This window comes from Bacillus sp. JJ1127 (assembly GCF_036965845.1).
In the GTDB taxonomy this organism is placed as follows: Bacteria; Bacillota; Bacilli; order Bacillales; family Bacillaceae_G; genus Bacillus_A.
Genome location: NZ_JBALQK010000072.1, coordinates 1 through 25253, shown reverse-complemented (window position 1 = coordinate 25253; position 25253 = coordinate 1). Strand labels below are relative to the sequence as shown.

29 protein-coding genes are annotated in these 25253 nt (G+C 35.5%); 7 read left to right on the top strand and 22 right to left on the bottom strand.

Translation table 11 applies throughout. From position 1 onward, the window contains the following. Positions 1 to 33: 33 nt before the first annotated feature. A complete protein-coding gene (locus tag V7183_RS09080; RefSeq protein WP_335359266.1) occupies positions 34 to 171 on the bottom strand; it encodes a hypothetical protein in 138 nt (45 codons plus the stop codon). Positions 172 to 389: 218 nt separating this feature from the next. On the opposite strand from V7183_RS09080, the gene V7183_RS09075 reads away from it, so the two are divergent. The 3 genes from V7183_RS09075 (at position 390) to V7183_RS09065 (ending at position 3010) form a co-directional block, all read left to right on the top strand. Then, positions 390 to 1517 carry a site-specific integrase gene (locus tag V7183_RS09075; protein WP_335359265.1) on the top strand — a complete coding sequence of 376 codons (1128 nt, stop codon included), beginning with the start codon at positions 390 to 392 and terminating at the stop codon, positions 1515 to 1517. 63 nt (positions 1518 to 1580) lie between these two features. After that, positions 1581 to 1916, top strand: a complete 336-nt coding sequence (locus V7183_RS09070) for a thioredoxin family protein (RefSeq protein ID WP_335359264.1) — start codon at positions 1581 to 1583, stop codon at positions 1914 to 1916. A gap of 212 nt (positions 1917 to 2128) precedes the next feature. Continuing rightward, the gene (locus V7183_RS09065) at positions 2129 to 3010 is read left to right on the top strand and encodes a cation diffusion facilitator family transporter (RefSeq protein WP_335359263.1); all 882 of its coding nucleotides are present in this window, start codon (positions 2129 to 2131) and stop codon (positions 3008 to 3010) included. Here the strand turns inward: V7183_RS09065 and V7183_RS09060 are convergent. From V7183_RS09060 to V7183_RS09040, 5 genes are all read right to left on the bottom strand, one after another. Then, positions 2997 to 3635 (bottom strand): phosphatase PAP2 family protein, encoded by a 639-nt coding sequence (locus V7183_RS09060; protein ID WP_141523146.1) that lies wholly within the window; start codon positions 3633 to 3635, stop codon positions 2997 to 2999. The two genes, V7183_RS09065 and V7183_RS09060, sit on opposite strands and share 14 nt — an antisense overlap. Before the next feature lie 74 nt (positions 3636 to 3709). Next, a complete protein-coding gene (locus V7183_RS09055) occupies positions 3710 to 4468 on the bottom strand; it encodes a sporulation protein (protein ID WP_097898661.1) in 759 nt (252 codons plus the stop codon). Continuing rightward, entirely contained in the window at positions 4468 to 5271 is an 804-nt protein-coding gene (locus tag V7183_RS09050; RefSeq protein ID WP_335359262.1) for a serine/threonine protein kinase, read from the bottom strand. Before V7183_RS09050 ends, V7183_RS09055 begins: the two co-directional genes overlap by 1 nt. Beyond that, positions 5271 to 5462, bottom strand: coding sequence for a hypothetical protein (locus V7183_RS09045; protein ID WP_335359261.1), 192 nt, complete (start codon positions 5460 to 5462; stop codon positions 5271 to 5273). Before V7183_RS09045 ends, V7183_RS09050 begins: the two co-directional genes overlap by 1 nt. A 130-nt stretch (positions 5463 to 5592) precedes the next feature. Further along, positions 5593 to 5772 (bottom strand): YozD family protein, encoded by a 180-nt coding sequence (locus V7183_RS09040; protein WP_097898658.1) that lies wholly within the window; start codon positions 5770 to 5772, stop codon positions 5593 to 5595. Positions 5773 to 5931: 159 nt separating this feature from the next. Here V7183_RS09040 and V7183_RS09035 point away from each other — a divergent pair, with 159 nt between their 5' ends. Further along, positions 5932 to 6087: a DUF3930 family protein gene (locus V7183_RS09035; protein ID WP_097898657.1), complete on the top strand. Its 156-nt coding sequence runs from the start codon at positions 5932 to 5934 to the stop codon at positions 6085 to 6087. Between the two features lie 4 nt (positions 6088 to 6091). On the opposite strand, the gene V7183_RS09030 is transcribed toward V7183_RS09035, so the two are convergent. The 11 genes from V7183_RS09030 to V7183_RS08980 form a co-directional block, all read right to left on the bottom strand. Then, positions 6092 to 6754: a hypothetical protein gene (locus tag V7183_RS09030; protein WP_097898656.1), complete on the bottom strand. Its 663-nt coding sequence runs from the start codon at positions 6752 to 6754 to the stop codon at positions 6092 to 6094. 165 nt (positions 6755 to 6919) lie between these two features. Beyond that, positions 6920 to 7135 (bottom strand): YozE family protein, encoded by a 216-nt coding sequence (locus V7183_RS09025; protein WP_097898655.1) that lies wholly within the window; start codon positions 7133 to 7135, stop codon positions 6920 to 6922. A 72-nt stretch (positions 7136 to 7207) separates the two neighbouring features. Continuing rightward, the gene (locus V7183_RS09020) at positions 7208 to 7480 is read right to left on the bottom strand and encodes a YokU family protein (RefSeq protein WP_097898654.1); all 273 of its coding nucleotides are present in this window, start codon (positions 7478 to 7480) and stop codon (positions 7208 to 7210) included. Beyond that, positions 7477 to 8895 (bottom strand): lysine 2,3-aminomutase, encoded by a 1419-nt coding sequence (ablA, locus tag V7183_RS09015; RefSeq protein ID WP_335359260.1) that lies wholly within the window; start codon positions 8893 to 8895, stop codon positions 7477 to 7479. The genes V7183_RS09020 and ablA overlap by 4 nt, the downstream gene beginning before the upstream one ends. Positions 8896 to 9107: 212 nt before the next feature. Then, the gene (locus V7183_RS09010) at positions 9108 to 10490 is read right to left on the bottom strand and encodes a sigma-54 interaction domain-containing protein (RefSeq protein WP_335359259.1); all 1383 of its coding nucleotides are present in this window, start codon (positions 10488 to 10490) and stop codon (positions 9108 to 9110) included. A 276-nt stretch (positions 10491 to 10766) separates the two neighbouring features. After that, entirely contained in the window at positions 10767 to 11621 is an 855-nt protein-coding gene (ablB, locus tag V7183_RS09005) for a putative beta-lysine N-acetyltransferase (protein WP_097898651.1), read from the bottom strand. Next, positions 11618 to 12886, bottom strand: coding sequence for a peptidase (locus V7183_RS09000; protein WP_335359258.1), 1269 nt, complete (start codon positions 12884 to 12886; stop codon positions 11618 to 11620). Before V7183_RS09000 ends, ablB begins: the two co-directional genes overlap by 4 nt. A gap of 16 nt (positions 12887 to 12902) precedes the next feature. Beyond that, entirely contained in the window at positions 12903 to 13565 is a 663-nt protein-coding gene (locus V7183_RS08995) for a CoA transferase subunit B (RefSeq protein WP_097898649.1), read from the bottom strand. Further along, the gene (gene atoD / locus V7183_RS08990) at positions 13550 to 14248 is read right to left on the bottom strand and encodes an acetate CoA-transferase subunit alpha (RefSeq protein ID WP_335359257.1); all 699 of its coding nucleotides are present in this window, start codon (positions 14246 to 14248) and stop codon (positions 13550 to 13552) included. The genes V7183_RS08995 and atoD overlap by 16 nt, the downstream gene beginning before the upstream one ends. Continuing rightward, entirely contained in the window at positions 14245 to 15555 is a 1311-nt protein-coding gene (locus V7183_RS08985; RefSeq protein ID WP_097898647.1) for an aspartate aminotransferase family protein, read from the bottom strand. The genes atoD and V7183_RS08985 overlap by 4 nt, the downstream gene beginning before the upstream one ends. A 581-nt stretch (positions 15556 to 16136) precedes the next feature. After that, positions 16137 to 16283, bottom strand: coding sequence for a YjcZ family sporulation protein (locus V7183_RS08980; protein WP_335359256.1), 147 nt, complete (start codon positions 16281 to 16283; stop codon positions 16137 to 16139). Positions 16284 to 16580: 297 nt separating this feature from the next. Here V7183_RS08980 and V7183_RS08975 point away from each other — a divergent pair, with 297 nt between their 5' ends. Further along, the gene (locus V7183_RS08975; protein ID WP_335359255.1) at positions 16581 to 17330 is read left to right on the top strand and encodes a DUF4397 domain-containing protein; all 750 of its coding nucleotides are present in this window, start codon (positions 16581 to 16583) and stop codon (positions 17328 to 17330) included. Between the two features lie 42 nt (positions 17331 to 17372). Here V7183_RS08975 and V7183_RS08970 read toward each other — a convergent pair whose 3' ends face one another. After that, positions 17373 to 18506, bottom strand: a complete 1134-nt coding sequence (locus tag V7183_RS08970) for a BA2291 family sporulation histidine kinase (RefSeq protein WP_335359254.1) — start codon at positions 18504 to 18506, stop codon at positions 17373 to 17375. A 238-nt stretch (positions 18507 to 18744) separates the two neighbouring features. Here V7183_RS08970 and V7183_RS08965 point away from each other — a divergent pair, with 238 nt between their 5' ends. Continuing rightward, positions 18745 to 19137, top strand: coding sequence for a YueI family protein (locus V7183_RS08965; RefSeq protein ID WP_097898643.1), 393 nt, complete (start codon positions 18745 to 18747; stop codon positions 19135 to 19137). A gap of 66 nt (positions 19138 to 19203) precedes the next feature. On the opposite strand, the gene V7183_RS08960 is transcribed toward V7183_RS08965, so the two are convergent. Further along, entirely contained in the window at positions 19204 to 20628 is a 1425-nt protein-coding gene (locus V7183_RS08960) for an aldehyde dehydrogenase family protein (RefSeq protein ID WP_335359253.1), read from the bottom strand. Between the two features lie 167 nt (positions 20629 to 20795). Continuing rightward, positions 20796 to 22151, bottom strand: coding sequence for a hemolysin family protein (locus V7183_RS08955; RefSeq protein ID WP_097898641.1), 1356 nt, complete (start codon positions 22149 to 22151; stop codon positions 20796 to 20798). A gap of 363 nt (positions 22152 to 22514) precedes the next feature. Between V7183_RS08955 and V7183_RS08950 the strand changes: the two genes are divergently transcribed. Continuing rightward, positions 22515 to 22985: a chromosome segregation protein gene (locus V7183_RS08950; protein ID WP_097898640.1), complete on the top strand. Its 471-nt coding sequence runs from the start codon at positions 22515 to 22517 to the stop codon at positions 22983 to 22985. A 65-nt stretch (positions 22986 to 23050) separates the two neighbouring features. Here V7183_RS08950 and hcp read toward each other — a convergent pair whose 3' ends face one another. Both hcp and V7183_RS08940 read right to left on the bottom strand, forming a co-directional pair. Beyond that, positions 23051 to 24325 carry a hydroxylamine reductase gene (hcp, locus tag V7183_RS08945; RefSeq protein WP_335359252.1) on the bottom strand — a complete coding sequence of 425 codons (1275 nt, stop codon included), beginning with the start codon at positions 24323 to 24325 and terminating at the stop codon, positions 23051 to 23053. 106 nt (positions 24326 to 24431) lie between these two features. Beyond that, the gene (locus tag V7183_RS08940; RefSeq protein ID WP_335359251.1) at positions 24432 to 25028 is read right to left on the bottom strand and encodes a hypothetical protein; all 597 of its coding nucleotides are present in this window, start codon (positions 25026 to 25028) and stop codon (positions 24432 to 24434) included. Positions 25029 to 25253: the final 225 nt, after the last annotated feature.

The following is a 25253-nucleotide window of genomic DNA, read 5'->3' as shown; positions in this document are numbered from 1 at the left end:
TAGATTGACAAACTGTCTTACAAAAGAAAAAGCCTAATGGCTTCTCCTGTTGTTAAACCTCTGTTCTGGATCTTTTATTCCCATTCCGCCGCCCGGATCAGAAATTTCTTTCCAACCACCTCCGCCTGGGTCTTGTTTCCATCCTGTTCCTGGATCAATTACACTTCTCATTCCGACATCCACCTTTCATATTTTTGAATACGTAAATATTTTATCGTATTCTACTATTTTCTAACAAGTAATGACAAAAATATCCTATAACCTACACTGTTTATATATGGTAAAATATATCCATCGCTGATATGTCCAAACATGTAATTTTCATAACAGCAAAATTACAACTAGACTTACACAACATGAATCAAAAATAGATGAAGGAAGTGTATAAATTGAGAGGGCATGTCACCAAAAAGGGAAAGAAATGGTATATCGTGGTGGATACCGGTGTGGATCCAATTACGGGGAAACGTAAACAAAAATGGTTTTCTGGCTACAACAAGAAAAAAGAAGCGGAAGCTGATCTTCAAAAAAAATTAGTAGAAATACAAGAAGGCTCATATATTGAGCCCACAAAAATGACTGTACGTGAATTCTTTAATCAATATCTCGAAGCCAGAAAGATAAACCTTAGAGAAACAACGTACTATAACTACCGAAAGCATATTAACAATCATATTATACCAAAACTCGGTAACATTCAAATGCAAAAATTAAAAGGCATCGACCTAGAAAGATTCTATAGCTATTTATCCGAAACTATGAAGCCTGTAACAGTTAGAAGTATTCATCAAATCGTTAGAACAGCTCTCGCTTATGCTGTACGTCATGAAATTGTGAAGAAGAACGTTGCTGATGTAGTTAGTCCACCAGTAGCTGGTGCTGATGCTAAAACGGTAAATACATGGACTGAGGAAGAAGTTCTTCGCTTTTTAGATCATGCAAAAGAAAGTAGATACTACATTGCATATTTGCTTGCAATCACCTGCGGTATGCGTAAAGGAGAAATATTAGGCCTTCAATGGAAAGACATCGATTTTGAAAGAAGAACGTTGTCTGTCAATCGTTCCCTTTCCCATATCACAAAAGAATTTCATGAGCCTAAAACCGCTTCTGGAAAACGTTTAATCGTTTTACCTGACATTGTACTGCAAGCTCTGAAAGAACATTTTGAACGAATTTTAAAAGAAAAAGAACGTTATGGTAGTGAATACAAAGACTATGATTTAGTCTGCCCTACTTCTAACGGAAATCCATGCAATTTCAGAAGTTTGACACAGCTCTGGAAAAAGCTTATAAAGAAAAGTGAGGTTCCTGATATTCGGTTCCATGATCTGAGACATACTCATGCAACTATTATGTTGAAACAAGGGATTCATCCGAAAATTGTAAGTGAACGATTAGGACACAAAAGAGTAGGCATCACATTAGACACCTACTCGCATGTTGTACCGGGACTTCAAGAAACTGCGGTGGATCAATTTGCAAACGAATTATTCGGAAAGAAAAACGTTCGTTAGAAGTTTGTTAGAAGTTTTCGTTTTTCAACAAAAATATCACCTAAATTATTCCAAATACAAAAAATGAAAAAGGAGCAACAAAACATGAGAGAAATCAAGTCTGACAAGGAATTCAAGGACATCATCGCAAGCGAGGAGCCAGTAGTCGTTAAGTTTTTCACAACATGGTGCCCTGATTGTGTTCGTATGGACAACTTTATCGAAGATGTAATGGAAGAGTTCAAAAAATTTGAATGGTATTCTATTAATAAAGATGAGTTCCCAAGCATTGCAGAAGAGTATCAAGTAATGGGAATTCCAAGCTTACTTGTATACCAAAACGGTGAAAAACTAGGTCACTTACATAGCGCAAACGCAAAAACAGAAGAACAAGTTACTGAGTTTTTAGAAGCGTACTAAAATAAAAAATGCCACTGAAATATATTGTTTCAGTGGCATTTTTTTATCTTTCCTAACTTTGTACTTTTCAACATATTTTTCCTTTGTGAAACTTTGTTATCCCCTACTCAAAAAGCTATAAGCCGTCAACAATGTTTGTATAGACCCACATGAGTTTCGTTTGATACTCTATTTATAGAAAGAAATTCCTAATAGAAAGGTGAGTGATCATTATGAATTCACTTTCTAACAAAGAAGCTGATAAGGGTGCCATTGTCAGCATTATTGCTTACATATTTTTATCATCAATGAAAATTATCATTAGCTATATTGCCCTTTCCAGTGCATTACGTGCGGATGGTTTAAATAACTTAACGGATATAGGTGCCTCTTTAGCTGTTTTAATTGGTCTTAAAATTTCCCGTAAGCCTCGTGATCCAGATCATCCATATGGACATTCACGCGCAGAACAAATCGCTTCACTTGTTGCTTCCTTTATTATGGCAACGGTCGGTTTAGAAGTTATCATAAGTGCAATTCAATCGCTTTTTAATCCCGAGCAAACGGCACCTAATGTACTAGCAGCATGGGTTGCCTTATTTTGTGCTGTCATCATGTATGGCGTGTATAGGTATACGAATAAAATTGCGAAGCAAACCAAAAGTAAAGCATTGGAAGCCGCTGCAAAAGATAATTTATCAGATGCACTCGTTAGTATCGGTGCAGTGATTGGTATTTTAGCATCACAATTCAATATGCCTATACTTGACCCAATTGCCGCCTTAGTTGTAGGGTTGATTATTTGTAAAACTGCATGGGACATCTTTGTAGAAGCTTCCCATATGTTAACAGATGGAATTGATCCCGAAAAAATGGAAGAATACTCGCAAGCCGTCAAGCTTGTTTCAGGTGTTGAACATATTGTCGATATTCGTGCCCGTATGTATGGAAATCAAACGTATGTAGATATTACCATTGAAGTAGATGCTCATATGGAAGTAAGCAAGAGCCATTACATTACTGATGAAATTGAAGATATGTTACGACAAAAGTTTGGAATTTTATACACTCATATTCATGTTGAGCCTATGCAAAAAGAACCTATGACGACATAGGTTCTTTTTTGATGAATGCTTGGTGAAATATAATACATAAAATGAGCCAACTCCCCCCTGCTGCCCATCCAGCTAATATATCAGATGGATAATGAACACCAAGATAGACACGGCTAACAGAAATTGAAAATACTAGGAAACATGTGATAAAAATAATCAACAACTTTTTGTGCAATGCAATACGATGTTCAGTAATGGTTACATAAGCAACAAACCCTAGAAATGCCGTAGCATTCATCGCATGACCGCTCGGAAAACTATATCCAGTCGCTGTAACAAGTTGCGACACATCGGGTCTTGGACGCTCATACCATAACTTGAGCATGTTGTTAAAATAGCGAGATCCATAATAATTAATCATTAAAAATAACGCACTTAACAACTTTTTTCGTATGAGAAAATACATTACCATTATAATGAGTAATGGAAAATATATTCTTTTTGAACCGATATAAGACATCCAAATGAAATACGATGTTACATACTCGTTCCGGAAACTTTGAATAAATTGTGTAATAACATCATCAAATTTCTCAATACAAGCGGTATGATACGAAAGTGATAATACGACAAAACAAATGAGCAATGTACAACTTAACAAGTATAAATGTCGATATCGTTTCACATACATAACCTCACAATATAAAAAAATGGAGCGGTTGTTTTAGTTTTCCTCTCCATTTCTTTTTTATGCATGATTTAGTAAGAAATATAACTGTTAATTTTTTGTTGCATCGATGGAATGTCTTCGCGAGTCACAGTAAAACGAATTACTTTTTCATCTAAATCTAACGCTTCGGAAAATAGGCCTGCCAGTCCACGCGCTTTCCTATCTACTTCCATAATGATGTCCAATCGATCATAAGCACGTGGTAGAATCAATAATTCTAATTCATCTAATTCTCCATAATACTGTCCAGATACTGGTACAAATTCAAGTTCTTGCGCAAACGGGATATGATTGCGCAAACGATGTGGCAATTCTTCGCACTCTGCATGACGAAGATCGAATCCCAATTGTTTTACACTATCTAATACGCTGTTTAATAATGCATTTGGTAATACTTGAATGTAGTCAAGATCACATGGATCAATACTTCGCTTAATATCAAGACCTGTATAGATCCAAACCGTCTTCATTCCAAAAGTAAGTGGAGCTTCAATGGGCATCGAGAATGAAAATGGAATTTCCATTCTTGCATTCGGTTCTATGCTAATAGGCTCTGTTAAACGCACTTGTTCTAAGTCAAATGTCACATTCTCCTTTTTATCATCTACTTCTCGCACATAAGATGTTGATAATATTAAGTAAATGCTTTCAATTTGTTGGCTAACCGATCCTCCAGTAATTTGAACCACACCAGCAATTTCTTCTCCTACCATATATTCATCTTTTTCAAGAACTGTATCCACTTTTGCATTTCCAATTCCAACGCTTGCTAAAAACTTTTGAAACATTAATCTTCCATCCTCTCTAATACATAGCGTACATCTTTTCTAACATCTTGTATATTTCCATAATATGGAACTTTCATTTGTAGCATTCTCATAATAATTTCGCGGTTTTCTTCTTCTAATTGCAACTCTTCATACCACGGTTTTTCTTTTATATTATTAGATTCATAACCAGCGTATAGCAAAAACAACGTAAAGTGACCAAGTGCATAAAAGTCGCTACGATAATGAATCTCTCGCATAAAGGCTTGTTCACCTTCATAGGAGGACGCTCGTTCATCGACTTCTCCCTTCAATCTCGCTAATCCAAAATCAATAATACTAATCTGATTCTCTTCCATTAAAATATTAGGAATTCTTAAATCCCTATGAATAATACCTTTATTATGAAAATAGGAGACAATCTCCAATATTTTATCTAAAATACAAAAAACTTCATATTCTTCATATACATGACCATCTAAGAAAATAAAATCCTCAAAATTTTTCCCCGGCATGTATTCCATTACAAAAAATGGCTGCTTCTTCCATATGAAGTGATCATATAAACTTGGGATTGCTGGGTGATCTAACTTCGCTAAAATCTCTTGCTCCTGCGCAAATGATTTTCTGCCAGACATATATCTTTGTTTGCTTTGTCTCAATTGTTTTAATACTTTATTCTCATCTGTCTGTAAATCGTTCACGATATAAGTAAACCCATAGCTCCCCATTCCAATTACTGATTCAATCTTATAACGCTGTGCAACAATTGTATTCTTACGCAGTGGTCTATCAAACCAAGCTATTATCTTACGCCAATTCATCAACTACTTGAAAAGAAACTACGACTCTTACGCTTTCTTTTATAGTGCTGATGCCCATAACCATGAGATGGACGTCTCTTATTATAGTCGCTACTTGAATATGAATGCCCTCTATGGCGATAATCGCTACTTGAATACGAACGATGTCTACTCTTCTTTCCGAATACAGAATCAATAATTTTTTTGAACATCCCTTCACCTCTTGTATAAAATTTCCTTTCTATTATACCAATAATTTCCCCCTAGGTGCTGTGACAAGTTTGTAAAGAAGGACTATGTTTTGAAGAGTAAAAAAACGACGAGTCTATCCCGCCGTTACTTTCACTCTTCATCTTCTTCAAATACTTCATCAATCATACATTTTTCTAGTAAATACTCAAACGTAATGTCAGCAAGATCTTCAATTTCTTCTCGTTTCGGTACATACCCTCTTTCGATTAGTTGCTCATAAAAAAACTCCGCAATTTCTTCCGTATCAATCACGACTTCAATTTCCTTCATGAGCATCACTCCTTTATTTCTGTTTTATGAAGGAATTTCAAAATTATGTATATGAGATTAGAAAAATAGATTTTCTTTTTTTATATTACAGGTATCAGTCATATTGCCTAAGGTTGCAACATACGATGTAGTACAAGCTATCCAAAGGAGGAAATAACAATGGACTATCAATATGAAATAGAACAAAGAAAAGAAGAGTTCATGCATGAAGACAAATGGGCAGACTCTCTTATTAAATGGCTTTTTATTTTTTTAATCATTGTGGGTATACCTTATACAGCATATATTTTTGTTCAATTCCTTCTTACTTTCTAGTTCACTATTTCTTCTCTGTTAATTTGACTAAATAACTATGAACAACATCCATTACAATTTTGTATTCTTCATCCTGAAATGTTTCATATAATAATTGATAGTCATTATAAATATCTAATAACCCATCAATAATCTCTTGCTTATTCGTTTTAATACTTACCTTTTTCGAATTATTTATCGACTTCAATTTTCCTAAATCTAATTTATTCATTCCAGCTTTATCTTGTTTCATTTTCTTTAAAATAGCGTTTGCTGTTTGTGCATTTGCGAGTAATGTTAAGTCGGATTCATCAGCCTCAAGCCACTCGCCGTCTGTAATTCTTGATAACTCATATATTGTATCTTCCCACGCATCATTTTTATATCGCCATACTTCTGTACGAAAGCCAACAATGCGAAAGACGTCTTTATCATAACCTGTCACTTGCACAAGATCACCGAACGTAAAATGATAGCGTAATTCAATCCATTCTGTTTCACCTTTTTTCATTTCCTGTTCTGTAACATGTTGCAGGGTTTGTTCCACATAATATCCATCATGATTATTAATTTCATATACATAAACACCATCTAACATTTTCATATTTGTGATTTTACCAACGGTTCCATATAGCGTAATCACGACTATATCTCCGACATTATATTTAGGTTGTTTTTTGCTGGACATCTATATCTCTCCTTTTCAAAGCCGTGATTTTGATAACAGTATATGCAAACGATAGAAAAACGCTTATCACATGAGCTTATATTCGAAAAATTTTTTCCATAAAAAAATACATCACTTTTATAGAGTGATGTACCGATACAAATATATTTGTATATGTTTTGATAGTTATCTTTCTTGTATATACAGTCCCCATGCTTCATCAAATATAGACATACTTCCCAGTAATCCACTTAGTTCTAAGTACGAACTAATTTCATCGTAATCTTCTGATTGTTTTGGGAAACTTAAATCATCATACATAGCTTCAGCTAAATCAGATATTTCGTTTTTGACTAAAGATGCACGATGCTTCATCATATAATGGTAAAATGACTTTTTCAAAAATATTCCCTACCTTTCTAACTTGGGTACATTATACAAGGGTAAAAAGAAAAAAACCAGCATAATCGCTGGTTAAAAGTCAAAATAATTTCTCTTTAATAGGCGCGGTCGTTCCATTAACTCTTCATATGTCAATTGTTTTGGTAAATCTTTTGTATAAATTAAAAACAACTGATCTTCAATTTCTTTTACAATATGATCAGGTTGATAGTCCATTCCGCATGATGAACAAGAAATGCATGGTGTCTTTTGGATTTCAATGGCTTTTGTACCATCTGGTAACTCCCAATATACAGTATTCAGACTTTCTTTCGCTTCTGTACTGTCACACCACATACAATTCATACTGCGTCACCCTCAGCTTCTTTATTTTCTTCTAACTTCGCCATTTGGGCTTGATATTTTTTATCTTTTAACTGATCACGCTTATCTCGTTTATCTTTTAAAGAAGAATGTGTTTCATTTGTTTCATAATCTTTCCGGCGATTCATACGTTGTAAATCATCCGGAACAAGATTGAATTTCTTATCGCTCATCAATCCTGCTACGCCTATATCAGAGCGCTTCTCTTCATATGTTGGATAAATCTCTTTAAAGTAACCTTCTGCTCTTCCTGGCACATAGTTTTCTGGTTCTGGATAAGTTGTAATAACTCCTTCAAAGTTTCGAAGCACAACTTTATCGGCGCTTTGTGAGATTAAATAGTTTGGCTGAAGGACAATTTTCCCACCTCCGCCTGGCGCATCGACAACAAACGTTGGCACTGCGTAACCAGACGTATGTCCACGTAATCCTTCAATAATTTCTAAACCTTTTGAAACTGGAGCACGGAAATGACCGATTCCCTCCGATAAGTCACACTGATAAATATAATATGGACGAACACGGATTTTCACTAAATCATGCATCAGCTTTTTCATAATCGGTACACTATCATTAATTCCTGCTAAAATAACCGCTTGGTTTCCAACTGGGACCCCTGCATTTGCAAGCATTTCACATGCCAGTTTGGATTCCTCTGTGATTTCAATAGAAGTATTAAAGTGCGTATTTAACCATACTGGGTGATATTTTTTAATAATATTACATAGATTTTCTGTAATACGTTGTGGGAATACAACTGGGGCCCTCGTTCCAATCCGAATAATTTCCACATGTGGAATTGCTCGTAAGTTCTTTAATACATATTCTAAGATTTTATCATTAATAAGAAGACCATCACCACCAGAAATTAACACGTCTCGTACTTGTGGTGTTTCACGAATGTAAGCAATCGCATCATCTAATTGCTTTTTCGGTACACCCATTCCAATTTGTCCACTAAAACGACGACGTGTACAGTAGCGACAATACATCGAACATTGATTTGTTACTAGAAATAAAACGCGGTCTGGATAACGGTGTGTTAAACCAGGAACTGGTGAATCTTCATCTTCATGAAGCGGATCTTCTAAATCATACTTCGTTTTATATAACTCTTCCGATATCGGTACAGATTGCATCCGAATCGGACAGCGTGGGTCATCAGGATCCATAAGAGAAGCATAGTACGGTGTAATATTTAACGGAATCGTTTTCGTTGAAATTTTAACACCTTCTTCTTCTTCTGGTGTTAAATTGATTACTTTCTTTAAATCATCTAACGTTTTGATCGTATTCGTTAATTGCCAAACCCAATCATTCCATTGCTCTTCTGTGACATCTTTCCATAATTCAATATCTTTCCAATGACGATTTGGTTTATATACATCATGTAACATTGCTATTCCCCCTTTTTTTACGCTCAATTTTTATATAAGCAATAATTATGCCAAATCTATATTCTTGGTACGTTATCATGAAGAATATCCTATTATATATGGAAGAAAATATTTTTCTAGTTTTGTTATAACACCGTATTCAGTATCATATTCGTTACTCTTTATATATGTAAACGCTCTTTTATTGGTGCAAACTCATAAAAAACCGCCGATTATTCGGCGGTTTTGTCATACTTATTCAATTTATATTGCAGCGTTTGTCTTGGAATACCTAGTAATTTAGCAGCTTGCAAGATATTCCCTTCTGTCTCTATTAAGGCGCTATCAATTAATTCTTTTTCTGTTTGGTGGAGTACCTCACGTAACGGTAAAATATTTTTCTTCTTTGGAATGTCCTTCTGCAATGTACGTGGCAAACAACAAGTGTTTAACGAAGTTCCTTCTGCAATGATGACTGCATGTTCAATGGTATGTTTTAATTCTCTCACATTTCCAGGCCAATGATACGCTAGTAACCTTTCTTTCGTTTCCTTATCAATATGAAGTACCTCTTTTTTATATTCCTTGTTATAGTCTCTTAAAAAGTAAGATGCCAACAATAATACATCTTCTTTTCGTTCACGAAGTGGTGGAATATATAAAGAAAATACATTTAATCGATAATATAAATCGGTACGAATCTTATTTTCACGTAAACATACTTCTGGAGGCTGATTCATCGCAGTGATGACACGGACATCTACTTTTCTCGTTTTATTATCACCAATGCGGCGAATTACCCCATCTTCTAATACACGAAGCATTTTTGCCTGCAGATCAAGGGGCATCGAATTTAATTCGTCTAAAAATAATGTCCCTCCATCTACAAGTTCAAATAACCCCGCCCGTTCAATCGCTCCAGTATAGCTACCTTTTGTCGTTCCAAACAATAAACTTTCTAATAGTGATTCTGGGAGAGCAGCACAGTTTTGTGCAATAAATGGTTTGTTTTTTCGTTTTGAAGCCTCATGAATCGCTTGTACAAATAATTCTTTTCCTGTTCCTGTTTCACCATATATTAAAACATTTGCGTCTGTCGGTGCTACTTTTTGTGCCAACTCTTTCGTTTGACTAAAACGTGAATCATTCGTCACAATTGTATTAAACGCAACATGCTTTTTAATAGATTTTCTACTGGAAGAACGCTTCATTTTTGACTGTAAATCAACAATCGTATCCGTTAATTTTTGAATCGTGGAATAATCTTTTGCAATTTCAACAGCACCTGCAATACTTCCCTCTATGAAAATAGGTAACGTTGTATTTACAGTACAAACATCTTCTCCCTTTAAATTTTGATAGCGCTGAACTTGATGTGAGATTGGCTTTTGTGTATCTAAAACTTTCATAAGTGTACTCGTTTCTCGCGATAACGATGGGAATGCCTCTAATAAATGTTTCCCTAATACATTCTCAATCTTTGATCCATCATGTTTCGCCGCAACCGTATTGTAAAAAATTGTAATACCATTTTCATCCACTGCATGGATGGCTTCATCAATACTGCCTAAAATCGCTTCAATGACTTCTTGTGTCGAAACTGCCAGCAATGTCATCCCCCCTCTTGCCAAAAATCCAGCAAATTATATGCCGAATTTTCGGCATCCCTGTGTGCGATTGTAAGCATGACGATTCCGTTCTATTTTTTAGTGAAATTTATATATCTTACGCCTTACTCATATTTTTTACTTTATGGCTAGATAAAATGAAACTTCCATCAGCGGAGGTTTTCTTCATCCTTCGCTGATGGAAAGCTCTCACCAGTTAGGCTTTTACGGGCCGTTTGTCTACCACCAATCTTCTTCGCTTTTCTCTGAATCTTAAGGTGGGTATTACTGCCCGTTCATGCGGGATAAATCTTTCGTCCATATATTCATATCTTCTAATTTATCGAAAATATAACAGTTATTCGCAAGTCTTCCTGTGTACGTATATCCTAACTGGTGAAAGGCTGCATTCATTCCGAAAGAAAGAGAGCGAGCAATCGTATAGGAGCAAAAAATAGCTCTCTCTTGAAGGTCTTCCTCTAACTTAACAAGTAAACTTTTCATAAATCCATGTTTTCGATATTCAGGTAAAGTAGCACAATTCGTTAATTCTGCATTTCCTTCTTTCACGTTCATTTCAGCAGAAGCAGTACTAATAATGCGTCCTTCTAATTCATATAGGTAATAAATTGTATCTTCCTTCATCGTCTGCTTCACATAACTCGCTTCATTTAAAGGTGTTGGGTAAATTTCAAACACTTTTCCGAACACATCTGCTAACTCTTCTGCGTCTGCTTCTGTCGCTTTTCTTAACACAAATTTCTCAGGAATTTCTTTTTCCTTTACTTCTTTTGCTCTTACACCGCTTATAATATTGTCTTCTTCCACCCAATGAATACTATTTCGTCTTTCATCATTACGATACTTCACGAAAAAGTACGCATCATGCCCTTGAAAATAATGCGGTATGGTTGCTTCCAATAAGAAACCGAAGGAGAGCCATGTTGAAACATGCTCTCCCTTTCCTTTTATAATACATTTTGTGAAAGAGTGCTTCTCTGTTAATTCATCTATTGTTTGTGTAATGCTTTCAACATTTCCTGTATAATGATCTATTCTAATGCGTTTATTAAAATAATCTAACACTCCTTCTACAGTATAATGCTTCGTCTGTTCTCTAAATGATTCATAATATTTCATCTTTTCACCTCACACCAGTCTAGTAACGTACATGCAATAATTTTTGCTGCGGTAATCATTTTATCGACTTCAATATATTCATTTGGATAATGAGCTACTTTTGTCTCTCCTGGCCCGAATACAATCGTTGGCACATCAGCGATTTGTGTAAATAACCCGCCATCTGTCCCCCAAGGAGCTGCTTCTATAACGGGACTTTTCCCTTCAATTTGGGCAAAATTATCTTGAAGCGTTGTAATAAGCACATGCTTCTCATCCAATTCACCAGGAACCCATCTTGCTCCAAACCACTCTACTTCTACTGGATACCCTTCAAACCATGGATCAATATTTTTTAATTGGCTCACCCAATTTTCAAACTCCTCTTTTGCCGCCTCTATAGTCTCATTCGGCGCGATTCCACATCTTCCTTCTAAAATTAACGAATCCGGAACAGAACTTGGCCAGCTACCGCCCTCAATTTTCCCAATATTGATTGGAATTGGGATTGGAATTTCTTTATATAATGGATCTGTAATCCGTTCATTTCTCTTCTGTTCTAGCTTTCTTAAATGCTCAACGACAAACATGCTTTTTTCAATTGCACTAACTCCCTCGTAACGAGTACCACCATGAGCTGCTTTCCCTTTCACATGCAAGCGAAACCACATGGAACCTTGTTGTTTCGGGAAAAACTTCATATTTGTCGGCTCAGGAATAATAACGCCATCCGCTTTATACCCCCTCAAAATTACCGATAAAGTACCCGCTCCGCCACTCTCTTCTTCTATTACACTTTGAAAATAAATATCTCCTTTTAATTCAATACCCAGTTCTATAATCGCTTCCATCGCCAGCATAAGAGCTACATTTCCGCCCTTCATATCCGTAGTTCCACGACCATATACACGATTCCCTACTCTTTCACCGCTATATGGATGATGTTCCCACTGATTTACATCACCTTCTGGTACAACATCAATGTGTCCATTTAAAATCATGGACTTTCCATCGCCGCTTCCTTTCAAAGTCGCAACAACATTCGGACTATCTGAAAAACTTGTTCGTGTGGATACAAAATAAGGATGATTTTTCATTTTTGTAAAAGAAGGCTCCCAAATATCGAGATCTAAGCCTAATTCTCGTAGCTTTTCAATTACAATTGCTTGTGCACCGCTTTCATCACCTGATACACTCTTTTCTTGAATTAATCGTTGTAAGAGCTTTATAGTTTCTCCTTCATGACTTTCAATATAATCACATACTTGTTTTTTTAATTGCTTCATAATTTGTTAGCTCCTCTCATTCAATCACAAGTAAATTAGAACTTACATGAAAAGATGCCTCCGTATTTTGTTTCACATCCTCTACTGTATAAGGGCTCATTAGCTCTTGGAGTACTAAACCTTCAGAAGTAACTTCCATTACAGCCATATCCGTAATAATTAAATCCACACATTTTTTCGACGTTAACGGTAATGTACATTCTGAAACAATTTTTGCGTTTCCATATTTATCAACATGATTCATCACAACAACAACCCGCTTTGCTTTTTGTGCTAAATCCATCGCTCCGCCAATACCCGGAACGCGTTTTCCTGGTACAATCCAGTTGGCTAAATCACCGTTCTCACTCACTTGCAAGGAACCGAGAATAGTTATATCAAGTAATCCTTTTCGAATCATCCCAAATGCCATACAGCTATCGAAATAACTTGCTCCTGTAATAAGCGACGTCGGCAATCCAGCCGCATTACATAAGTTTCCATCTTCGCTTCCTTTACTAGGCGTTGGGCCCATTCCAACAATACCGTTTTCTGCATGAAACATCACATGCATATCTTCTGGTAAATGGTTAGGTACAAGAGAAGGGATACCAATTCCTAAATTAACAATCATCCCATTTTGTATCTCTTTCGCAGCACGCTTTGCAATCTTATCTCTCACTTCTACTCCCATACCCATTTCCAGTTCACTCCTTCCGATGGCACGATATAATTTACAAAAACACCTGGAACAACAATTTCTTCAGGATCTAAACTTCCAAGTGGAACAATTTCTTCGACCTCAACAATTGTAATATCCCCAGCCATTGCCACATGTGGATTCATATTACGAGCGCTTTTATCAAATACAAGATTACCAAATGGATCTGCTTTTTTTGCATATACAATCGCTACTTCAGCGGTTAAAGCTGTTTCCACTAAAAAGGTTTTCCCACTCATTTCGACTGTTTGTTTTCCTTCCTCTACAATTGTGTCAACACCAACATCAACAAGAATTCCACCAAGTCCTACGCCGCCTGCTCGAATTCGCTCTGCTAATGTTCCTTGTGGTGAAAATTCAATCTGTAGTCTTCCTTCATTTAATTGTCTTCCTGCATTTGGATTCGAACCAATATGAGAAGTAATGAGCGATTTTACTCTCTCATTTGTCACAAGACGACCAATTCCTACATCCGGAAACCCCGTATCATTTCCAATTAAATGTAAATTCGCAATCCCTTTCTCTACAATGGCTTGTATGAGTGACGGAGGGGATCCAATCCCGCCAAATCCTCCAAACATTAATGTCATATCATCATGAAACAACGAAATAACCTCGTCAATTTCTTTTAATTTACCAAATGTATTTGTTATGGTTGTCATGCGATACTATGCCCTCCTTTTTGCATCATCTCTTCCACACTTTTTGCAAAAATTGAAAGTAATTCATCTAATTCAGAATATGTAGTTGTCATTGGTGGTGCAACAAGCAGTGCGCTATCCTCTTTTCCTGCTTGCCCTGAAACAGCTTGGTATAAAAGAAGTCCATTTTTCGCTGCAACTGAAATAAGTTCAGATGATTTTGTAAACGGTTGCAATTCTACTCCAATCAAGAATCCTTTTCCACGTACATCGGCAATAATCGTCGATTCTTGTTGGATTTTTTGTAACCCTTTAATTAAATACTCTCCTTTTTCAGCTGTTTTTTCAGGTAGATTATGTTTTTCCATATATTCAATAACAGCTAAAGCTGTCGCTGCGGATAATGGATTTGCACTTAGCGTATGCCCACTCATAACAGAACGTGACCCCCGTAAAATCGGTTCCATCACACGATCACTTACAACCGTTGCTGCCATCGGTGTATAACCTGCACCTAGGCCTTTTCCAAGCGTCATGATGTCTGGTTCCACGCCCCAATGTTCCATCGCAAACCATGCACCCGTGCGGCCAAGACCTGTCATAACTTCATCGGCAATAAATAAAATATTGTAATGGTTACAAATATCTTTAATTACCTTATAATATTCTTTCGGTGGCACAACTGCACCGCCAGCAGCACCAATAATTGGTTCAGCTATAAAAGCTGCAATATGTTCTGCTCCAATCCGCTCAATTGCACGTTCTAATTCTGTCGCACAAGAAAGCTGACAAGTTGGATATACCTTTTGCACAGGACACCGGAAACAATAAGGTGCTGGCACAGTTGGATAATCTTCTAAAATAGATACAAAACGTTGCCGACGTAGTGGATGTCCGGACATTGATAAAGCGCCCATCGTAATGCCATGATAACTCATCCACCTTGACAAAATTTTATGTTTCCCTTGAATGCCTCGCTCTTGAAAATGCTGAATTGCAATTTTCATAGCCGTTTCATTTGCTTCTGTACCACTATTTACGAAAAAACTCCAGTTTAAATCTCCTACACTTAAATCACTTAATTTCTTTGCCAACTTCTCTGCTGGTTCACTCGTAAACTGTGATCGATAGACAAAAGCAATCTCCTCCGCCTGCTTTTTAATTACTTCCGCAATCTCTGTTACACCATGTCCGATACCAGCCGTAATCGCTCCTGACGAACCATCAAAATATTTGTTACCATTTTGATCATACAAATATACACCTTTTCCGTGTGAAATCATCGGATACGGTTGACCAACAAGTGGTTTAATTAAGTAATCGCGCATAGCGCTCCCCCATTTCTCCAATTTGTATATATATATGAAGAAAATTGACGTTTCTTTCATAAAAAAGAATCCTCTGCAAGCGCAGTGAATCTATGAAAAAACTATTATAAAATATACAAATAAGTGCTGAAAAAACAAAAATTCAGAAATGTATTTAAAAACTAAACGCTCTTTATTGCTTAAACATCCCCCTCCCTATAAAAAACGAGCCTAAAAACACACTAACAAATTATTTTCTTATCATAACATCAGCCTCTCAAAAACGCTGACATTGTGTAAACTTCGACGAAACTCCCGTCAATTTCCTTCCTATTTATGTAGTTTATATTTCATACTTTTAAACAAAATTAGACAAATTTCTCACAATTCTATTTTTTTTCATCACAAAACATTTAACTTGTTCCACTCTAAAATCACTTATTCTCCAAATTGAACTACCCCCACCTTCACTTCGTTTAGAGGAAGGGGGCTTCTCGGTTAAAATGATAAATATCCTTATTTCTTAATCGGTTCTTTTTTCCAGAAAAAAAAGAACCGATTAACCATATTAACCAGTTCAGCATGACGCTCTTTATCGATTATTAACGCACCCAACATGCTCCAACGATAATTAATAAAATAAACAGTACAACTAATAACGCAAATCCATAACCCGTACCACAGCCTCCGCCGCCATGTCCGCCATAACCATATCCACAATAACTACCGGGATATCCATAGCCCCACATTACTTATTCCTCTCCTCCATAACTTAAATTTACATTTCATTTTTACATTATGTAGGACAACCATTATTTTGTATGTGTGTTTGCCTAGAAATGAAAAAATTCATAGTTTAGTTCAGACTTCTTTTACTTACATTGAATCGTGCAATTTGTATATATTTAAAATTAGTGACATCAAACAAACCAGCTGTTGTCATTTTAACACTTGGGATAACGGTTTCCTTTTGGAAAAGTAAGTTTTTTGCATAACACCTTTTCCAATAAGCATATAGTTATAGTGATGACAAAGGAGGCGTTTCCATGGCTCAATCTGAAATTGAAAAATACGGACAAGAAGCAGCTCGTTATGAGCAACTTGCCCGCTACTATCAATATACAAATCCTAAAAAATATATAGAATTATCTATGAAGTATCATCATGCAATCACACAGCTTGTACATGCGTATGAAAAACGTGAGTCTCAAGAAGCAACATTACCATCCCATATAAGAATTTTCCACGCATCTTCTCATACACCACCTATTGATATTTTAGTGAATGGACAGAGAGTAATCAAAAATATTTCTTTTAAACAGCTCAGTCCTTATTTTTCCTTAGCACAAGGACAATACCGCATTGATATTGTTCCTGTTGATAATGAAACGCCTATTTTTTCAGCACTTGTACCCATGATGGGAAACCATTCCTATACGCTTGCCGTACTCGGTAACAATTCACATATCCAACTACAGCCAATACTTGATAATACTCATTTACCATCTGGTCAAGCAAAAATAAGATTTGCACACTTATCACCTGATACCCCTGTTGTTAACGTTTCATTAAAAGATGGTGATCATTTATTCGAGAACGTACTCTTTAAACAAATAACAGATTATTTACAAGTAAGTCCTGGTACAGCTGATATTGAAATTTCACTTGCTGATACAAAAAAAATTCTTGTCACAATTCCGAAAGTAAAAGTTGAACCAAATACAATCTACACAATTTCACTTGTAGGCTATTCTACTCAATCTCCAAACGTAGAAGCCGTTATTCTTACAAATTAAAAAAGTCTACACCATAGTATTATGGTGCAGACTTTTTTCATTTCATTTTTGAAATGTAATATGAAATTCTGTCCACTCAAAATTGGATTGACACGTAATCGATCCATTATGCTTTTCAACAATTTGTTTACACACAAACAATCCGATACCCGTTCCTAATTTTTTTGTGGTGACAAATGGTTCAAAAATGGTTTCAATATTTTCCACCGGAATCATTGGCCCATTATTTTTAATCACAATATAAATCATTTCTTCATCTTCACGTACATCGATAATAATTTTACGATTTTCTTTAACCGCTTCGAGAGCATCAATTGAGTTCATTAAAATATTTAGAAAAACCTGCCTCACTTCGCTACGGTACCCGACAAATGGGATAGGATATGGTAAGTTTTTTTCAATTGAAACATTGGCATTTACTATACTTGGATATAAGAACTGAATAATATCATGAAATAAGTCATTAAGCCAAAAACGTTCAGATTCATTCCATATTTCTTTTTTAGAAACAAGTAAAAATTGCGAAATTCGAAAGTTCAATTGATCTAATTCATGTGAAATAATATCTAAATATGATAGATTGGGATGTTCTGATTTTAACAATTTTACAAATCCCATAATTGAGGTTAATGGATTTCGAAATTCGTGAACAAAACTAGCCGACATTTGTCCTAAAATCGTCAATCTTTCTTTATGTGTTTCATTTATATATTGCTGTTTTTCCTCTAAATTTCTTGATATAATTTCCGAGTACTTTAAAACGGTATAATAAATTAATCTGTCAAAACAAGTATGTATTTTTGTCATAATTGGTTTCAGTTCACGAGCATTAACATCTAATTCACACATCGCCTCAAATAGTTCATTTCTTCCGACGTTTGCATTATAGACAAAATCTCCAATATTCACATCTGCCCCTGCACGCTCAATCGCAATCTTCTCACATACCGGCTGAAGATAAGCTATATCCTTATCCTCCATAATAAATTCAATAATTAACCCTAATACACTCTCTCCATTTCGAGCTACTTCTTGCTTAAATGGATCTTTTTCAGAAATTACCATTTTGTTTTTCCAGTTCTCTACGAATTGGTGCCTGTTGTCTTTTAAATGCGAACAAAATACTTCTTTAATATCCTTATCGATTGGAAAAACCCCCATTCCCTCCATTTCCATGCGATACATACCCTATATATTTTGAATATTAACACAAAAAATACATTTCGTTAAGAGATTATTGTCACATTTTGTTAATTTCTGTTGATAAAGTTAATTTTATTTTTATTACTCATTATACTTTTGATTAATGACAGGTATTTTCCTTCTCCCTACATCAACTACCATATATTTAAAATGACTTTTTTTGCATCCTTTTTGATTCTTGCGTACAATAAGAATGAAAGGTGTGAAAAATATGGCAAATAAAAATGTGGAAGATTATCTCCAAGAAGGCATTTATGGCCAAAAGCAAAACAAACCAGAAGAACGTAATATGTATTTAGGCACATTACGTGAGCGTGTAGAAGTCGCTTTAACAATCGGTCAAGTGATGCAAAGCAATGTGTATACAGAAGTAGCCACTAACATGCGCTCTTCTCAATCATTACAGCTATTTATAAATGGCAGCATTACTTACCCACATTTATCAAAATACATTAAATTAGCAAACGAAAAAAATGTCCCTTTCACAATTGTTCAAAATAAAGGTACACATACACCAATTGGTTTAGTTTTAGCTCGTAATACAGCTATAGATAAAGAACAAATTTATGTTGAAGATGCTATTTTTAAACAAGAAATGAAATAACACAATTGAAAACAAAAGGTACACTTGTCCAAGTTGCAAGTGTACCTTTGTTACTTTTTATGCCCGTTATTTTTTAATACAAACTAATTTCATTTCTGTCATTTCTTCAATCGCATATTTAATTCCTTCACGTCCTGTGCCACTTTCTTTCACACCACCATATGGCATATGATCGACTCTAAATGTTGGAATGTCGTTAATCATGACGCCACCTACTTCTAGTTCATCAATTGCTCGCATTGCTTTCGTTAAATCAGTTGTAAATACTCCAGCCTGTAAGCCATATCGTGAGTTATTTACCATTTCTAATGCTTCTTCAAATGTTTGGAATGTATTTACCGTCATAACCGGTCCAAACACTTCTTGACACTGGACAGAAACGTGATTTGGAACATTTGTTAATACAGTTGGTTCAAATATACGCGCGTCGCGTTTTTTACCTCCGCACAAAACAGTTGCCCCTTCTTTTACCGCTTCTTGTATCCATAACTCAATACGATTAACATCATTTTTGGAAATAAGCGCAGAAACATCTGTCTCTTCATGAAGCGGGTCGCCTACTACTACCTTTTCCATCGCCTTTGTTAATTTCTCAGTGAATTCTTCCATTTTATTTTCATGAACAAATACACGTTGTATGGAAATGCAAACTTGTCCATTATTCACAAAAGCTCCCCATTTCACACGCTCAATTACTCCTTCTGTTAATTCTACATTTTCATCAATCACTACTGCAGCATTTGAACCAAGCTCTAATGTTACACGTTTTAATCCGGCTTTTGCTTTAATACCGATGCCAACCTTTGGACTTCCTGTAAATGTAATTGAAGCCACACGGTCATCTTTTACCAATGCTTCACCAACAATTGAGCCTCGCCCAGATACAATGTTAAAAGCCCCTTTTGGTAATCCAGCTTCTTCAAATAGTTCAACAAGGGCATAAGATGAAAGCGGCGTTTGGTCAGCTGGCTTTAATACAATCGTGTTACCTGCAGCAATTGCAGGTCCAACTTTATGGGCAACTAAATTTAGTGGGAAATTAAATGGTGTAATGGCCCCAATAACACCGATTGGCTTCCGAACAGTATAAGCAATACGACCATCTGCTCCTGGTGCTGCATCTAACGGTAAAGTCTCTCCATATATACGCTTTGCCTCTTCGGCTGCAAACTTATATGTTTGTACCGTACGATCTACTTCTCCACGTGCTGCACGAATAGGTTTCGCCGCTTCTTTTGCAATAATTTCTGCAAATTCCTCTCTTCTCTCGTGCATTTTTTGGGCAACTGTTTCTAAAATGGATGCGCGGTCATATGCTGATAATTTCCCCATCTCTTTCATCGCCTTTTTCGCTGAAGAAATTGCTTTTTGAACATCTTCCTCTGTCCCTTGAGCAATTTCCGCTAGTACTTCCTCTGAGTATGGTGCATACAACGTTTTATACGCCTCTACTTCCTTCCACGCTCCATCTATATATAAATGTTTCTTCATATAAACGCTCCTTTCAAATATATGTATAATCTAAAACTTCTTAAGTACATTCATTTTATTCGAAAAATACTTCACTTCATTAAAGGTCTGACTTGTTTTATTGTAACACGGCCTCCTGGCATAAAAAAACATTTTGCTCACTAAAAAAACTCTGCTAAAAGCAGAGTTCACGAGCTAATTTGTTCTTGTAGTGATATAGCTTTTTCAGTTTCTGAAATGAGAATCGGTACTGATGGTTTCGTCACTTCTATCCTCTTAATATAGTGACCATCTAACTCTTTCACACAAAATTTATAGGTTTCAATTTCAACAATATCTCCCTCCTCAACCCCGAGGTTCTTTGTTAAAATCCAACCACCAATCGTATCAACACCATCATCATCAATGGTTAAACCTAATAATGTATTGACTTCACTAACAAGCACTTTTCCTTCTAGAATTGTCTTTGTTTCACTGACACATTGAATTTCTGGTTGTTCATCCGTATCAAATTCATCTTGAATATCTCCAACAATTTCTTCTAATATATCTTCAACTGTTACGAGCCCTGATGTTCCACCATATTCATCAATTAATATCGCAATATGTGTTCGTTCCCTTTGCATTTTTAAAAATAAATCATGAATTGGGATTGACTCAATAACAAGAATAATAGGCCTGATATACTGCTCTACCTTTTCTTTACTAACAGTACCATGATTCACAAAGTCTGTGAAAATATCTTTAAAGTTTACAAAACCAATCACATGATCTTTATCCCCATCGACAACTGGATATCTTGTATATTTTTCACTTGACATTATTTGTAATGCTTTTTTCACTGGTGTATCTTTATCTAAAATATACATTTCTTTACGTGGTACCATGATTTCTTTTGCAATCCGATCGTCAAATTCAAAGATTTTATTTACATATTTAAATTCAGATTGATTAATCTCTCCGTTTTTGTAACTTTCCGACATTAATAGACGTAATTCTTCTTCCGAATGTACTTCCTCATGATCTTTCGCATTTTGCAAACCAAATTTTCTCGTTACATATTGAGCTGATCCGTTTAACAGCCAAATAAAAGGAAAAGTAATACGATAAAAGAAAAGTAGTGGCTTTGCAACAAGCAAACTTACTTGTTCTGCTTTTTGAATTGCAAATGTTTTTGGCGCTAACTCTCCCACAACCACATGGAAAAAAGTAATGAACATAAACACTAGAATCACAGCCATAATCTCTGCAAGCTGGGGAGACACGTTCCAACTTGCGAACAGCACATCAAACATGTGTTTTAACGCTGGTTTACCTAACCAACCAATCCCGAGAGCTGTAACTGTAATTCCTAATTGGCAAGCTGATAAATACTCGTCTAAGTTTGTAATGATTGTTTTTACTGACTTTGCATATTTATTACCTTCTGTAATCAAATAATCGATGCGTGAGCCTCTCACTTTCACAATTGCAAATTCTGCCGCAACGAAAAATGCAGATAAGGCAATTAAAACAATCACCATACTTATACTATATATGTCCAAATATGTGTCCTTACTTACGGTGTAAGCAAGGAAGCCACCTCCTACTTAAATTTATTCAAGTGAAGTAACATTACTTATAATCTTACAAAATTCTACATTCGTAATCACCTTTTTATACATTATATGCATACATAAAAGAAGATATTTATATTTATGATAATCTAAATGTTTTCCCTCCGTCAAATAAGAATACTTACAAAATTCAGACATAATCCTTTCTTTTTAGAAGCTTTATATGCTTATAGACTCATTTTCGTGAAAAAGCACTTTCTTTGCCGATTCCGCACTTCTTTTGTCATTCTTGAAGGTAACAAGCTTATTACCTCGAAATCATTCAACAGGATATATATAGGAGGGATTATCTTGGAATATAAAACACCCTTTATTGCCAAAAAATTAGGTATTAGCCCAAAGGCAGTGGTCCGGATTGCACAACAGTTAAATCTCGAGATAGAAAAAAACAAATATGGCCATTACATTTTTACACAAAGTGACTTAGATCAAATGTTAGATCATCATTGCTCTCATGTAGATACAAGTTCTCAAACAAAATCCTCAAATGATTTTGAGCAATTCGTGACACAATTAAATGCAATTACCCGGCGATTAGATCAAATGGAAGAACAAATGAAAGATAAAGCGAATGATGTTGTTACTTATCAATTGCTACAACATCGACGTGAAATAGAAGAAATGCTAGACAGAATCCAGAAACTAGAGGCGGATCTTAAGAAAGAAGAACCACTGTACATTACACCTGATATTAAGCCAACATATGAACGGGAAAAAAAACCGAAGCGTCGTAAAATGATTTTAAGTATATTTGGTTTTTAATATTTTTCACTTATGAGTTCGCGTATTCTGATTGACTTCCCCCTAGTTAATCAGAATACGCTTTTTTACTTCATATCTTCAGTGGCAGTCGTGATCATTTTCAATCCAAATGTCTCTTGCAACACTTGAAGTACACCAGGTGAAATAAATTCAGGTGCTTTTGGACCAATACGTATATCTTGAATTCCAAGACTAAATAACCCAAGTAAAATGGCAACTGCCTTTTGTTCAAACCAAGATAACACAATACTAATCGGCAATTCATTCACTTCACATTGAAAAGCAGCCGCTAAAGCAGCTGCGATTTTTATTGTTGAAATCGAGTTATTACATTGACCTAAGTCAATGTAGCGTGGAATCTGCGTTTCTGGTACAACCCCATAATCTACATCATTAAAACGAAACTTCCCACAAGAAGTTGTTAAAATAACCGTTTCCATCGGAAGTGACATCGCTAATTCACGATAATATTCCCCGCCTTTTCCTGGAGCGTCACAACCTGCAATCACAAAGAACCGTTTAATTCTTCCTGCTTTTACTGCTTCAATAATTTCTGGCGCTAACGATAATACCGTATTATGATGAAAACCTGTTAACAACTGTTCGTCCGACTCCATATATACTTCTGGTAACTCCAAGGCCTTTTCAATCAATGGGTCAAAATTATTATTTTCAATTTTTCGAACGCCCTCTAGCCCAGCAATATCATAAGAAAAGAAACGATCAGCATACGACCCTTTAATAGGCATTACACAATTCGTTGTAGCTAAAATCGCACCTGTAAATTTGTCAAAAAGACGTCTCTGATCATACCATGCTTTACCGATGTTCCCTTTTAAATGTTTATATTTTTTTAACTGTGGATATCCATGAGCTGGGAGCATTTCTGAATGCGTATAAATATGAATCCCTTTCCCTTCTGTTTGCTTGAGCAATTCCTCTAAAGCAAATAGATTATGACCTGTAACAACAATCGCTTTACCCTCTACACGATTTTGCGTAATATGAACAGGTTCAGGAACACCAAAGTGATTCGTATGCGCCTCATCCAACAATTCCATCACTCGTAAGGCAGCTTTCCCAACTTTCATAGCCATTTCCAAATGTTCTTGTTCATTAAAGTTTGAATTTGTTAATGTCATATATAATGCTTCATGCGTTGTAGCATCTACAAACGAATCTGTATACCCAAGCTGAGCTGCATGAGTACGATAAGCTGCAATTCCTTTTAATCCAAATACAATTGTATCTTGTAAACTTGCAATCGTTTCGTTTTTTCCGCAAACACCCATTACTTTAGATCCACCTGTTGGTGTTTGTTCACATTGGTAACAAAACATACAATCCCATCCCTTCCTCAATCAATTCTTACAAATAAAGCGTAATGTATATTGAACGAGAAGGATGTGATATCAATCACAATAATATATAAAAATTTGTGACAATTTAGTTTGTTAACATAATATTTTTACTGTATTCCTTAATAAGGGCTTGGGCATGAGCATTTCCTTGAATAATATCTCGAAATTCCTTCAATGAATATAGATGTGTTATTCCCTTTCGAGCATGAATCCGTACAGGTACACCTTGCAACTTATCATGAAAATTAAAGGGATTATCTATTGGCTCAATCGGAAAACCAAGTGTAAATAAATACATATACATCCGTTTTGTAACGACAGCAATATACCATTCCGCTTTCATTTCTAAAGCATGCATAAATAAAATAGCTGCTAGCCTTTTAAAATGCCCTCTCCCACGAGAGGTTTTCGCAATACTTAACTTTCCTATTTCATAAACATTTTTTAAGTCTTTCACTAAATTATTTTCAGAAAACGGATAGAACAACTCAGAATTTGATTGTTCAGGCACTACATATCGAATACACTCTACAGTACCGATATAGTGCTGATCTTCTATTAATAAAAATCGTGATGGATTTAAATTACGTTCTACGAACATTAAATCTCTTTCTTCACAAAAATCTCCCCACAGTTGCTCGAACCAAAAATGTTCTTCCTTTGTTTGAACACGCTGGAACATATTTACCCGCCTTTCCCATCGCCGTTCTTTTTGACAACGCTTTCACCATCTATCATATAAGAACAAACCTTCGTATGCAACTAAAAATATTTACTCCTTTTATATTCTATAAAGTAAACAGAATTCCTATTCGACTTTTATTTTTATAAAACGAATAAAATATGTTAAATAATAGTGTTGATTATGGTTAAAAAAATGGGTAGGATTATACATTATATATAATAT